Consider the following 14,459-nt stretch of genomic DNA (forward strand, 5'->3'; position numbering starts at 1 on the left):
TTCACGGGTTTGCTAATCGCGGTCGGGCGATATGTTCCGGGAGATCGCTTTGGCCAGCTTACGCCGACGGCGTTCGCTCGGCTTCTCGTAATGCTTCATTTCTTTCAGCCGCTGCATGAGACCCTCTTTGTTGCACTTCTTCTTGAAGCGACGCAGGGCCTTTTCAAACGGCTCATCGGGCTTGACGCGCACTTTCGTCACGCAGAATCAACCTCCCCTCATACGGATCCGGCTTGCGGTATCCAAAAATGGCGCCTACGCTGCGGAATGGAAGGGGACGGGCGGTCATCCCTCAAACGAATCCCCGGAGACTCGCTTCCGGCAACAAAAGAGCCTACCAAATGCACCCGCCCGAGTCAACTTCTATCTGTCCCCCGCATCTATTGCGCACCTTCTGTGTAATCGTAGTGGACTCAACCCAGCCACGCCCCGGCGCCGAAAAGCGCAGACCGCTTCCGCGTTCTTTCTTTCTCTTATTCGAGCAATTCGTGTATTTCGCAGTCGTCTGCCCGCTCTCGGGACTCGTGGGGCAGCCGCCCTCGGCTGCCGACCAGTGTGTCGACAGAGATCGGGCGCTAACGAGAGGAAAGACCGTTTTGAACGTGTGGCAGGCATCTTACCTGCGTCTTTCCAAGTGCGGTCATACATCCAAAGAGGCAGGCAAGATGCCTGCCACACGTTGCCACAGTGTCTGCCCCGGCCTCCCTTTCGTACCTTCCTGGACGCTTCCCCAGTGCAACGAACTCGCGCAAATATATGAGGCGTACTATACGAGGGCCAGAGCCATGTCCACCGTTGCTTGCTCTCTCCGGCACTGTGTTTCTGCGCGAGTGTGCTCATTTTCCCGGGACACCCCCTTGCCCCGTCAAAATCAGGTGGGGGTACCCCCCAGAAGGAAAACACGATCCAAACCAACTACACGAATTCCAACAAGAGCAAATCGAGGGCTGCGCCGAAGCGGACGCACGCGACTGCGTTCTTCCCTTTCCCGTTCGTGTGATTTGTGTGATTCGTGGTCAACTTCCTTCCCTCGAGATGTGCGACGTAACCGCCCACCGCCTCTGGCCGTTCTTTCGTGATTTCCGTATCCCTCAGGCGTGTGGTATAAAGCGACTCGCCACGGTTGGGGGGAATCAATGGCGACGCATCGACAACTTGAGGGAGGACGGGGCAAATGAAGCGTGTTCTTTGGATTATCGCGGCTATGGCCGTGTGTATGGGAGCCGTTCCTGCGTTCGCGGGCGCGGTCACGTTTGAGTCGCTGGTCGGGGAACTGACCAATCTCGAACGGTTAAGCGAGACGCCCTCTCCGGCGTATGTCACGAAACAGTTCTCGTCGTATGACCGCCGGTCGAAGAACCCCAGCGTCTTGACGGACGAAGACTGGTTCGCAAACGGTGACCGTGGCCAATACCTGCGCAAAGAAACCATCGATGGCCGCGAAGAGTTTGTCATCATGGACGCGGAAGGCCCCGGCGCCATCGTCCGCGTGTGGTCGGCGAATCCCGCCGATGCCGGGACCGTTCGCGTGTACCTTGATGGCTCGAAGAAGCCCGCCATCGAGATGCGCCTCACGGAAATGCTCGGTGGCTCTGGACCCATGCCCTTTCTGAAGCCAATCTCCCACGAGGTCTCCCGTGGATGGAACACCTACCTTCCCATTCCGTACGCGAAGCATTGCCTCGTGACTACGAGCAAGTCTGACTACTATTACCACATCAACTACCGCACGTATGCGAAGGGCACCAAGGTTAAGACCTACCCCGGCAAACTGTCCAAGAAACAGCAACAGCTTGTACAGAACGCCGCCGATTTTCTGGCGAAGCCGTCGCAGTTTGTTGAGCCTGCGTCGCCCAAGGCGTATCAGTTTGCCTATGACATGGGCCCCGGCGCGACGGTAAAGGGACTTGCCGAGGGCAGTTCGCGCGCGGTCTACGCCTTCCGTGCCAAGGTGGATGCCGCCGACATGGAAGCGGCGTTGCGCGGTTGTCTTCTTGAGATTCGCTTCGACGACGAGACAACCCCGAGTGTGCAAGCGCCGCTGGGCGATTTCTTCGGCACTGCGCCCGGACTGAACAAGTTCGAATCGCTGCCGTGTGGTGTGATGGCCGACGGCTCTCTCTACAGCTACTGGGTCATGCCCTACAAGAAGTCCGCGGAATTCCGCATCACCAACCACACCAACGCGTCCGTGAAGATCAAGGGCGAGACCCTCACCGGCACCTACAAGTGGTCCGACAAGTCCATGTATTTCCATGCGAAGTGGCGCACCGAGCATCCCATTCACACGCTTCCCCGTCAGGATTGGAACTACCTCGACGCCAGCGGCGCGGGGCGCTTCGTCGGCGGCATGCTTCACATTACCAACCCCGTCAAGCAGTGGTGGGGTGAGGGCGACGAGAAGATCTACGTCGACAATGAGCCGTTCCCCAGCCACTTCGGCACGGGTACGGAGGATTACTACGGCTATGCCTGGTGCTTCAACGTGCCATTCGTGCATGCATACCACAACCAGCCTCGCTGCGACGGCCCGGACAACTACGGCCAGACATGCGTGAGCCGCTACCACATCATCGATGACATCCCCTTTACGAAGCACTTCAAATTCGACATCGAAGTCTGGCATTGGGCCGAATGCGACATCGCGATGGCGGAGACTTCATTCTGGTACGCCAAGCCGGGCGCGACCGATACGTTTGCGCCGATCGACCCAATATCGCTCAAGGTTATCGCGCCGCCGCCACTTCCCGTACCCAAGAAGGTGGAAGGAGCAATAGAAGGCGAGACGCTTCGCGAGGTCGAACGCACCGGCGGGAGTCTGAGCAAGCAGGACGCCGCCAGTTACGGATGGAGTGGCGATGCGCAAGGTTGGTGGACCGATGGCAAGCCGGGCGACACCCTTACGATAGGGTTCCCCGTTGAGAAGGCCGGGCGTTATAAGCTGTTGGCCGTATTTACCAAGGCCGTCGACTACGGCATCGCCAAGTTGTCCGTGAACGGGCAATCCGCTGGCGACCCCATCGATTTCTACAACGACGGTGTCGTCTCCACCCCGGAGACATCCCTGGGTGTATTCGATCTCAAGGCGGGCGAAAACCTGCTGAAGGTTGAGATCACGGGCGCTAACGCGAAGGCGGTCCCGAGGCATATGCTCGGTCTGGATTATTTGCGGCTGGAACCGGCAGGTTAAGCAGCGGTTCAATTTAACAACACTAGGACGGATCGGTCGGGATCGACTGATTCGTCCTATTCTTTTGGAAAGGGAGAGCACACGATGCGAAAGACAGCAAAGGCTTTGGTTGTGTTCGTTCTCGCAGCATGCACGGCCCACGGCGAGGAAGTCTTCACATCCTTCGACGCCGATCCTGGGTGGGACGGTCATAACAACCGTTCGCAGGCGTTCGAGCTTCGGCAGATCGCGCAGGATTTCGGATACACAGCAGAGAACATCTTTGGCATACCTGGCGCCATTGGCGGGGCAATCTTCCCCGACGGTACTCCCGCGTACTACGCCATGCCCATACCTGAATCGTCGCTGGATACACCGCTCCACGCGGCCGGAGTCTTGAAGGTCGAGAAGGGGGGAGGCAACGTACTCCTGGGATTCTTCAATAATGCCACCATCAACGAGTGGCGCACTCCAAACTCGCTGGCGTTTCGCATCAATGGGCGCGGCGACACCTTCCACGTGCACACCGAATATGCGACATCGAAATGGCGCGCAGGGGCATCCGTGATTGGGCGCGTCGATTTGCAGGCCGACCGGGTACATCCCATCGAGAATCCGGGCGACGCTGTTTACCGGTGGTCGCTTGATTACGATCCCGCGGCGAACAACGGTGCGGGTGCGTTGACCGCGACGCTCAACGATGTCACCGCCGTCATGGAGATCGCGCCGGAGAATCGCGCCGAAGGTCTGACTGTCAATCGTTTCGGATTCCTGAATGTCGTCAAACATGCCGACGGCGGCGGACGTTTCTGGATGGCGGACCTGACCGTCAACGGCATGCGAATCGACCTCAGCGCCGACCCGAAGTGGGATGCGCTCAATAACCGCAAGACGTACCTCAGCACCGATGTGCGGCCCCGGTTCGACTTCGGGTTTACGCCTACGCACTTCGCGGGTGGGTCCAGACCCGGTGAAATCGGTGGACTCTTCTTTCGTGGCGATTGCCGGTATCCCGAGAAGCTCGCGTACTACGGCGCGAAGTGCGACGCGCTTACGCTCGCCAAGCCGTTGCGCGCCTCGGGCAAAATCGCTTTGCATCGCGGGATATCAGACAGCACCTCGATATTCGGTTTCTTCCACAGCGAACGCAGCATCCGGGTCAATCCGTCGCAGCAATCGGCGATCCCCGAAGATTTCGTGGGATTTGCCGTGGAAGGTCCATCCGCGCAGGGTTTCTTTGTGTATCCGCTGTACCGCGCCGAAGACGGCGCTGAAGGAGTCGGCAAGATGGAGCCGACACACCTGATCTATCCCGATGGGAAGAGCCACACGTGGATGCTCGAATATACGCCCGAATCGGACGGGTCCGGTGCGATAGTGATTACCTTCGACAATGCATCGACTCGCTTGGCTATCCCCGCAGATGCCCTTGCGCAAGGCGCGGAATTCGATCGTTTCGGTTTTGTCACGCCTTGGATCGATGGCAACGGCCAGCGCATCTACGTGGACGACCTCGCCTATACCGTTCGCCAATAGTCCGCAATTTGCACCGGCGCGATTGAGCGCCGACGCAGAGCGCTCACGTGAAGGACGCTGAGGTTATGCAATAGGGATTTCTCGCAAACACTCTGGTTACGAGAGAGGTTCAAGTGTGTTCGTGAGAAATCGGGGATAGCGACGCGCCGCAACGGACATAAGAAAGGTGCGCGGCTGTTACACCGCGCACCTCCCAAACCTCAGGCTATTGCAGCCTTACGCTTCAATAGATCCCATCACGGCCCAATGGTCGCGCTCATCAAATCCATCATCGCCGGGAAGGCCCTGCTGACCGGCCATTCGCTCGGGTACTTGAGGAACGACACATGGCCGTCCATGTACAGCACGTTACCGCCACCCGGCACGTGGCTGAAGTAGCTTTCTGAACCCGTGGACGGTGTCCAGCAAGTGTCCCACATCACGCAGAGGTCGCTCTGGGCCTTTGCGCTGGCGGCGGGATTGTTGATGTCGCTGATAAAGAAGCGCTCGATCCCTTCGCGAAGACGATAAACGGTCATGGATCCATCGGCCGAGCCGGAGACATCGATATCGCTTTCGAAAACGGCTCCAGGACCTTCGTTGTCCATCACGTCTTGTGAAGTCGTGAACACGGTACCGATTGCCGTCAATGTGGCACCGTCGAAAGGTGGAGAACTGGAATTCTGGTCGCTTGTGTTTCCATCACCGAGAAGAAGTTGTGCCGGAATGAGGGCCCAACCGTAGTACGTGTAGGACACTTCCCAGAAGTAGCACGGCTCGACAGATCCATCGTCTTGCCGCCAATACTGGTCCGCGCGTTCTTCGGCGTCAGCGTCCGACGGGCACAGGATGATGTTGGCATCTGTCATGTACTCCGGATATACCGACGGACCGTTGAAGAATTGATTCCACCCGTTTGCTCGAGTAACGTCGCACGGAGGATTCCCAAACGGTTCGTACTTGAGCATGCTCGGGAACTTCTCGCCCTTTGCTTCGTTGGCGTACATTTTGAAGATCACGCCCAATTGCTTGAGGTTGTTCTGGCAGCTTGCGCGGCGGGCGGCTTCGCGGGCGCGGGCCAAAGCCGGCAGCAGGATCGCCGCCAGAATGCCGATGATGGCAATAACCACCAGCAGCTCTATCAGCGTAAATCCACGTTTCTTCATGATTCCGATTTCCCTGTTATGTTGACGAAACTTGCACATTCATCTTCCAGGCGAAGATGCGATCTTCGCCTTCCCCCTGAAGTGAGTTGGAGTTGTGCCGTCAATCCCTCCTTTCGTTGTCGCCGTGCGGGCTGGCCAACTCCCCGTCGGCGCCCGTGTCTTTTTTCGCCATCCCGTACACCTTGCGTGATTCAACGGGGAACAGTTCGCGCCGAACGCGCTGAAGCGTCTCCGTGTGGTCCCATTCGCTCGACAGCGGCTTCCATCCATAGCCGTCCGCGAGGATCAGTCCGTGTTTGATGATGGTCGCGTACGGGTCGGTCGCTCCGATTTCCTCGTAGCTCATCCAACTCCACGCCGCCCCCTTGAGCCCGTCGCCCAACACCCAAAGCGGATAAACGAGGTCCTCGGGCTTCGTGTTCGGGTCGAGCGTCAGATCCCCGTGCGCGATGGCATCCCGCACGATGCCTATCATGACGTCCACAGTGCGGTGGGCCGAGGCTTTGAGAAGAGAAATGGACCGCATCGACGCCTTCTGAAGGATGGCTTCGCCGGTCATGATCTGAAAGATTCGAGTGTCGTCCTGATACAAACGCGCAAAGAGAACGGTGGCCTCGCCGACGGCCAGCATACGTTCTCGGGCCCATCCCCGGAGGGTGGCGGCGCGCTCCACCATGGTCCGCTGCTTATCCACGCTGCGCGTTGCCAAAGCGACAATGAGGTCTTCTTTGCAGGAGAAGTGCTGATAAACGGTGCCCTTGGAACATTCGGCGGCTTCACCGATGCGGGCCATTGTCAGTCCGTGATACCCGCTTTTCAGTAGTATACGCCGGGCAATATCCAGAAGGAGCTCTTCTCTTTCAAGAATTTCACGCCGTTTTTCGCTTATGAAGACTCCCATGCAAAAAGTATATGACCATAAGTCGAAATTCGTCAAGGGGGTGAGAATCAAAGATTAAGGTGGCATGCCGGTGTTCTATATAAATGGCTGAAATAATGAGTACAAGTGCGTCCAACACGAGTTCAGACACATGAAAGGCAGTGCTAGGATAAATTTGACCAATGGTCAAAATGGCGATTTTATTGGTGTTTTCGTGGGTGCTTGAGCAAGGCGGTCTTGTGGAAGCAAACCTTTGGTTGACCAAAGGGCAATCATGCTGACTCGCCGCCAAGACGTGGGCGCGTTTTCCTTGCGGACCAACCGTATTCTACCGCATTTTTGCTTTCGCCCGCTACGATTCAGAACCCTTCCGACGTTTAGTGAAAATGCGCTCGCGAGAAAGCCGTGGGTATACGTGTCAAAACGCTTTCCCATGAAATTGGGGACTCGCTGGAAATAGTACCCGCCGTAAGGGATGCCCGACGGAGGATTGTCCGGCGAACGCGCTCAAGCGGTGGCCGCTTACAACCCCGTAATGGTCGGATCGAGGATTTCGATGAACCGTTTTGCTTGCGTCGACAGGACTTTGCCTTTTCGGAGCACGACTCCATAGGTCCGCTTGGGAAAGTACTTTTCTACGGGGATTACGGCCAGTTTCTCGTCCCCGGCGATGCAGATGCTCATGACAATCGAGATGCCCAAGCCCAGTTCAACGTACTTCTTGATGACTTCCCAGCCGCCGACTTCCAGACGGACCTCGTAGGTCAGGCCATGTTGCGTGAAGACGCCTTCGACCATGCGCCACGTGCTGAGATGCCGAGGCGGCAAAATCAGCGGATGCTGGCTGATATCCTTCAACGTGACGCGCCGCTTCGTGGCAAGCGGGTGGTCCAAGCGGGTAATCAGGACCGTGTCGTACGACAGGATGGGATAGAACGAAAGGTCTTCCGGCACTTCCAGCAGCGGGCCCACCGCAAACTCGACCTCTCCCTCGCGGAGAAGGGCCATACCCTCTTTGCCCGTCACGTTGTGGATCTTCAGTTCGATGCCCGGATAGGCCTTCACGAACTTCTCCACGAACCGGGGCAACACGTAGAGGATGGTTGACCCGCCCGCCGCCAGGTCCACCCGCCCGCGGTCTACAGACTCGCGCCGTGCGCTGAACGATTCGGCTAGCGAGTCAATCCCTTCGACCAGAGGTTGCGCCAAGTCCAGGAGAATGCGTCCGTCGGGTGTCAGGTCCATTCTCGGCCCCCGCCGCTCGAACAGCTTTGCCCCCAGTTCACGTTCCAAGGCCTGAATCTGCAGCGAAACCGACGGCTGGCTCAAATACATCTTTTCCGCCGCCTTAGAGACGCTTCCCAGCCGCGCCGCGTAGTAGAACCCGCGCAACTGCTGGAGGCGGTTTTGCTTGTAGCGAAACAACGACTGTGGCATTCGAACTCCCTCCCTCGATGCCATTGATACGCTCTATTATGGCGCTTCGAAGGATAGAAGGATCAAATCCTCCTGCCCTAATCCGATGCCCGGCTCCCTATGAGTTCAGTCAATGTTAATCATTGAAAGAATTGCATTGATTAATGGTCTACCTACTGGTAAGTTCTCGCCCGCTATGCAAGGCTATTGGGCTGCCGAACCCGTGAGAGCAGAATCCTGTTGACGAATCGTCTTTTGGCGTTCATGCTGCCTCTTATACCCGGCTATGTCCATATAAAGATGTGGAGTCATCCGTCGCCGGAGAGAGTCCTGGGCGTCTCCGAGCGGACGACACAGCAATGCAAGGGAAGTCCTGGACTATGCACACAACAATCGACCATTCACGTGAATTGAGTGCGTTGAAGGCCGAGGGAATCGACGTCCGAGGCCCTGTCCCTCACGAGTTTGCCGAAATCCTCACCCCGGACGCGTTGCGATTTGTCGCTGAACTGGCGCGCGCGTTCGACGAACGGCGGCTCCAACTCCTGAAGCGCCGGATGGAACGGCAAGCGGAATTCAACGCAGGCAAGCTGCCGGACTTCCTTCCTGAGACGAAGGAGATCCGCGATTCCGAGTGGACCATCGCTCCCATCCCGGATGACCTTCAGGACCGGCGCGTGGAGATCACCGGGCCCGTCGACCGGAAGATGGTGATCAACGCCCTCAATTCCGGCGCGAAAGTCTTCATGGCCGATTTCGAAGACTCGCACTCGCCCACGTGGGAGGGCACGATTCAGGGCCAGATCAATATGCGCGACGCCGTGAACCGCGCGATTACGTTCGAGACTCCGGAGAAGTCATACAAGCTCAACGAGACTATCGCGACGTTGCTAGTGCGGCCGCGCGGCTGGCACCTCGTGGAAAAGCATGTCTACATAGACGGCAAGCCCGCTCCCGGCGGCATATTCGATTTCGCGCTGTTCCTGTTTCACAATGCGAAGAATCAGCTCGCCAACGGCACGGGACCGTACTTCTACCTGCCGAAGATGGAGAGCCATCTCGAAGCGCGTCTGTGGAACGACGTCTTCGTGAAGGCGCAAGAACGGATTGGCATTCCACAAGGCACGATCAAAGCAACGGTCCTTATCGAGACCATCCCCGCCGCGTTCGAGATGAACGAGATCCTCTGGGAATTGCGTGAGCATTCCGCCGGTCTCAATTGCGGACGCTGGGACTACATCTTCAGTTGTATAAAGCGGTTCCGGAGCTTTCCCGATCGGGTATTTCCGGATCGCGCGCAGGTCACGATGACCACGCACTTCATGCATTCGTATTCCTTGCTGGCGATCCAGACGTGTCACCGCCGCGGCGCACACGCGATCGGCGGGATGGCCGCGCAGATTCCCATCAAGAACGATCCTGTGGCCAATGAGGCGGCGATTGCGAAAGTTCGCGCGGACAAGCACCGCGAGGCAACCGACGGCCACGACGGGACCTGGGTTGCGCACCCTGGGCTTGTTCAAGTCGCCCTCGACGAGTTCAACGCGGCGATGCCCACGCCCAACCAGATCCACAAGCGGCGCGATGACGTGAACATCACGCAGTCCGACTTGCTGAAAATGCCGGAAGGACAAATCACCGAAGCGGGTCTGCGCACCAACATCAGCGTGGGCATTCAGTACATGGAGGCGTGGTTGCGCGGTTCGGGGTGCGTGCCGTTGTACAACCTCATGGAAGATGCGGCCACGGCGGAAATCTCGCGAGCTCAGGTTTGGCAGTGGGTCCACAACGCGAAGGGCGTCCTTGCCGACGGCCGTAAAGTGACGCTTGAGTTGTTCCGGCAGGTGCAACACGAGGAAATGCAGAAGATACGCGACGAGGTGGGCGACAAGCGGTTCGATTCGGGCAAGTACGATCTGGCCGCGCGCCTCTTCGACGAGATCATATCCAACGACGACTTGGAAGAGTTTTTGACGCTGCGGGCATACGAACACCTAGATTAGTCCGAGGGAGGTTGTAAAGCTATGAAGACGATTGAAAAGATGGCTGTGGAACTCGAGGAGCGGGTTTCCAGCCACGATATCGATCCCCAGGAATTGAAGGCGCTGAAAGAGAGCTGGGCCAAGGACGATCGCTGGAAAGGCGTTGTCCGGCCCTTCACCGCGGAAGACGTACTGAAGTTCCGGGGCACCGTGCAGATTCAGCATACGTTCGCGTTAATGGGCTCGGAACGGCTATGGCACCTTTTGAACACGGAAGAGTTCATCCCGGCGTTGGGCGCTATGTCAGGCAACCAAGCCGTGCAGCAGGTGGAAGCCGGGTTGAAGGCCATCTACCTTAGTGGCTGGCAGGTCGCGGCAGACGCCAACCTCGCCGACGAGATGTATCCCGACCAGAGTCTCTATCCCTGCAACAGCGTTCCCGCCGTCGTGCGCAAGATCAACAATGCATTGCGCCGCGCGGATCAGATCCAGGTGCTCGATGGACGCAAGAATGGTCCCTATTGGTATGCCCCGATTGTGGCTGATGCCGAAGCCGGGTTTGGCGGTCCCCTCAACGCCTACGAACTCATGCGCGCGATGATCCACGCGGGCGCGGCCGGCGTTCACTTTGAAGATCAGTTGGCGTCCGCGAAGAAATGCGGTCACATGGGCGGCAAGGTGCTCGTGCCCACGCAGGAATTCATCACGAAGTTGGTTGCCGCTCGCTTGGCGGCGGACGTGTGCGGCGTGCCGACGGTGCTCATTGCGCGCACGGATGCCGATAGCGCCAAACTGCTCACGAGCGATATCGACGAGCGCGACAAACCCTTCCTGACGGGTGACCGGACCTCGGAAGGTTTCCATACGATCAAAGGCGGCGTGGATATGGCGATTGCGCGCGGTCTTGCCTATGCGCCGTATTGCGACATGATTTGGTGCGAGACCTCTACACCGTGCCTGAAGGACGCGAAAAAGTTCGCGGAAGGAATACACGCGAAGTATCCCGGCAAGCTGCTCAGCTACAACTGTTCTCCCTCGTTCAATTGGAAGCGCAACCTGGACGACGACACCATCGCGCACTTCCAGCGCGAACTTGGCGCGATGGGCTACAAGTTCCAGTTCGTCACGCTCGCCGGTTTCCACAGCCTTAACCTGGGCATGTTCAATCTGGCCCGCCGGTACAAGCTCGAAGGCATGGGCGCATACGCGCGGTTCCAGGAGAAGGAGTTCAAGTACGAGAAGGGCAGCGGGTATATGGCCACCACCCACCAGAAGTTTGTGGGCACCGGCTACTACGACCGCATCATGGAAGCCATTACCGGCGGCGAATCGTCCGTGAAAGCGCTCACGGGTTCCACGGAAGAAGACCAGTTCACCGATGGCGACAACGGCCACGGCAAAGGCAAGAAGAAGGGCAAAGACCACTAGAAGCTGCTATCAGCAGCATTTTGGTTGATACTGCGGCCCGGCGCTAGCCACGCCGGGTCGCTCTTCTTTTGCTGGACTTGCAGGCAGCACCGGAAGAATGCGCTTTCACGCAGAGGCGCAAAGACGCAGGGATTCGGGGCGCTGTTTGCGGGGAATGGCGAGGTCAGAGAGCGCAGCAGCGGAAAGAGGCTATCAACCGATGGGAGAAACCGATCCCGGAGACTCTGCCAGAACATGGCTAATTGCACTTGGCTGGGGCGGCAATTAGGCGATAGGGCGATTAGTCGGATGGGATGTCTCTGGCGACATGCTTTGTGTAGGGAAATTCAGTCGGTCGCGGGATTTCGGCTATCGCGCTTCCATTATGTACCTAGATCGGCCACGCTGGGATTGCAACAGAGCATGTGTAATTGTAGGATACCACCGTTCAGAATTGGTATGGCATGGTTAAACAACTGGGCAGAGTGGTTGTGTTTGAGGATCCTGAAAGAATTCGTAACATGCATCTGATTTGCGCTATTGGCTCTTAAAGTCTTTGTGTGCCTAATTCCAGGGTATTACTTCGGCAGAGATGGTTCCACCGTAATGCCAAGAGGAACACAAGGTAAGACTGTTCAGATGTGGGTGCGTCATTGATTCGTCGTGAGGCAGACTGCACCTAGAATGTGATAAGGGGGCACCAATGACATCGACGGAGAGTGAAAGCTATCAGAGTATTCAAGAAGTAATTGAGTTTCCAGAACTTGTAATTGGTTTGGTTGGTGCTGTGGGGACTGATTGGCCACTAATATACGAGACTCTGAAGAACCGTCTATCTGGTTTCGGATATGAGGCTGAAGAAATCAGGGTTTCGAGATGTGTCATCGATGATCTGAAGCCTCTTCCTAAAACTAATGACGTGTTTGAGCGCACTTGGGCAGCCATGAGCGCAGGAGATGAGTTGCGAGCGGAGGAGAGTACGATTCTGGCGCTGGGGGTCGCAGCAACCATAGCAGAACGCAGGAAGAAGCGAATTGAGGCAAACGAAGGATCCCATCCCAGACTCGCTTACATAGTCAATTCACTCAAACATCCTGACGAGGTCAAGTGTTTGCGCCGTATATACTCGGATGCCTTCTACCTATTAGGGATATTCTCAAGTGATAAGAGACAACGAATCTTTCTGGAAGACGAACAGAACATCGACTCTGACAATGTTAAGAAACTTATAGAACGCGACGCGCATGAAGAAGAGCAGCACGGACAGCGAACTAGTCAGACATTTCACTTGGCTGATTTCTTCGTCTACATTGGAGAACAACCGTCAGAGACAAAGGCTGCTCTTCGTCGAATTCTAGACCTAGTCTTCGGACATCCCTACAAGACACCCACTTTTGATGAATACGCGATGTTTTTGGCCTTCACTGCTTCATTGCGCTCAGCGGACCTCTCGCGTCAAGTGGGTGCGGTAATCGCGAAAGACGAAGAAGTAATTGCGACTGGAGCAAATGACGCTCCGAAAGCGGGAGGGGGCCTCTACTGGCCTGAGTATAGCAGTAGTCGAGAGAAAATAGTTGATAAGCCTCGGAGTCGCGATTACACTCGTGAAGGGGATTCTAACGCCAATGAGAAGCGACGTATCGCAAAGGACATCGCGCACCGAATCGAGCAAAATCTCAGCGATGTTCTTGAACACCAACTTGGGTTACCTCCCCGGGTGAAGCCAGAAGTCCTCGAACGCGTAATAAGCGAGAGTCGCCTAAGTGACATTACAGAGTACTTTAGAGTTGTCCATGCAGAAATGGAGGCACTCTTATGTTGCGCCCGCAACAATGTGAGTGCTAGACAGGGAACACTTTATTGTACAACTTTTCCTTGTCACAACTGTGCAAAACACATCGTAGCGGCTGGCATAAGGCGAGTTGTATACGTAGAGCCTTATGCCAAGAGCAAAGCTCCCGAATTCCATGACGACTCAATTCGATTGGGAGTGGAAAAAGGAGTAGATGAAGGGCACGTTGTATTCGAGCCTTTCATGGGGGTTGGACCACGCAAGTTCTTTGATCTATTCTCCCTTAAGCTTAGTGCTGGCTATGAGATTGAGAGGAAGACATCAGACGGCAGACTTGTTCTGGATAGAGAGCAAGAAGACGGTGACGACTTTGAATGGCCTGTTAATACGGCCAGAGTGCGGGTTTCAGTTCCTTTCATTGCATACGCAGATAGAGAAAGAGAAGCGGTGAAAGAGTTCAATAGTCTGAGGGAGAGAATACAAAATGCCAGCGCCCATTGAGAATGACTGCGGTCGAACTAGCCAAGAACGTGCAGCTTTTGAACGGCAGTTAAGAGAGGCTACCGAGACGGTTAGCCTTTGGCCAGCGTGGAAACAAAGGGCAGTTTCTGAGTCTGTCCGTATTCCAATTCAGCCCCAGTATAGGACCTCTTCGGGTGTAAATGCTGGACTTACAAACGACCTAAGTCTTTGAGGTTTTAAGTGCCGCGCCTGTAAGGCTCTCATAGATGATCCAGGTAGATCCAAGTGCGGAGCTTTTCTCTGGTATGGCAAGGTCTTGACCGCGCCGCTCCCCACGACCGCGATGTCTCCAACTGCACGGCACTTTCTTGCTATTCGCAACCCGCAAGTCCCTCGTTTCGCGAGGCAAAGGCTGGGCATCTCGCCATGTCTACCGCTTCAATGAGTGCAACAAGCCAGCGCATATATGTAGGAAGTGTGGTTTGATTGGAGACCGCGCCACAGCAAGGATGCGCCGGACTGTTGTCTTTCAGGTGCTCCACGAACAAAACGGCCCTTCCCTCCGAGGGGAGAGGAGGGAAGGGCGTGCGCCGTAGGGCGCGGGTCGAATGGTTTGCGTGCTGGCGGATTAAGCCGCGACGCTGGATGATTCGAAGCGTATCTTGAGAGC

9 protein-coding genes are annotated in these 14,459 nt (G+C 56.5%); 5 read left to right on the top strand and 4 right to left on the bottom strand.

Annotated features, from left to right (window positions below; genetic code table 11):
• Window positions 1-12: 12 nt before the first annotated feature.
• Complete coding sequence (gene rpsU, locus K1Y02_09210) at window positions 13-201, bottom strand: 30S ribosomal protein S21 (GenBank protein ID MBX7256526.1); 189 nt, start codon at window positions 199-201, stop codon at window positions 13-15.
• A gap of 973 nt (window positions 202-1,174) precedes the next feature.
• Between rpsU and K1Y02_09215 the strand changes: the two genes are divergently transcribed.
• Window positions 1,175-3,190, top strand: a complete 2,016-nt coding sequence (locus K1Y02_09215; GenBank protein MBX7256527.1) for a DUF2961 domain-containing protein — start codon at window positions 1,175-1,177, stop codon at window positions 3,188-3,190.
• Window positions 3,191-3,274: 84 nt separating this feature from the next.
• A complete protein-coding gene (locus tag K1Y02_09220) occupies window positions 3,275-4,705 on the top strand; it encodes a hypothetical protein (GenBank protein ID MBX7256528.1) in 1,431 nt (476 codons plus the stop codon).
• A gap of 236 nt (window positions 4,706-4,941) precedes the next feature.
• Here the strand turns inward: K1Y02_09220 and K1Y02_09225 are convergent, their stop codons facing one another.
• The 3 genes from K1Y02_09225 to K1Y02_09235 form a co-directional block, all read right to left on the bottom strand.
• Window positions 4,942-5,853: a prepilin-type N-terminal cleavage/methylation domain-containing protein gene (locus K1Y02_09225; GenBank protein ID MBX7256529.1), complete on the bottom strand. Its 912-nt coding sequence runs from the start codon at window positions 5,851-5,853 to the stop codon at window positions 4,942-4,944.
• Window positions 5,854-5,950: 97 nt separating this feature from the next.
• Entirely contained in the window at window positions 5,951-6,751 is an 801-nt protein-coding gene (locus K1Y02_09230; GenBank protein ID MBX7256530.1) for a TetR/AcrR family transcriptional regulator, read from the bottom strand.
• A gap of 501 nt (window positions 6,752-7,252) precedes the next feature.
• Entirely contained in the window at window positions 7,253-8,167 is a 915-nt protein-coding gene (locus K1Y02_09235; protein ID MBX7256531.1) for a LysR family transcriptional regulator, read from the bottom strand.
• Window positions 8,168-8,526: 359 nt separating this feature from the next.
• On the opposite strand from K1Y02_09235, the gene aceB reads away from it, so the two are divergent.
• The 3 genes from aceB (at window position 8,527) to K1Y02_09250 (ending at window position 13,828) form a co-directional block, all read left to right on the top strand.
• Entirely contained in the window at window positions 8,527-10,149 is a 1,623-nt protein-coding gene (gene aceB, locus K1Y02_09240) for a malate synthase A (protein MBX7256532.1), read from the top strand.
• 21 nt (window positions 10,150-10,170) lie between these two features.
• Window positions 10,171-11,556, top strand: a complete 1,386-nt coding sequence (gene aceA, locus K1Y02_09245) for an isocitrate lyase (GenBank protein ID MBX7256533.1) — start codon at window positions 10,171-10,173, stop codon at window positions 11,554-11,556.
• 682 nt (window positions 11,557-12,238) lie between these two features.
• On the top strand, window positions 12,239-13,828 hold the full coding sequence (locus K1Y02_09250; protein ID MBX7256534.1) for a cytidine deaminase: 1,590 nt from the start codon (window positions 12,239-12,241) through the stop codon (window positions 13,826-13,828).
• Window positions 13,829-14,459: the final 631 nt, after the last annotated feature.

The sequence above is a fragment of the Candidatus Hydrogenedentota bacterium genome, assembly GCA_019695095.1.
GTDB lineage: Bacteria > Hydrogenedentota > Hydrogenedentia > Hydrogenedentales > SLHB01 > JAIBAQ01.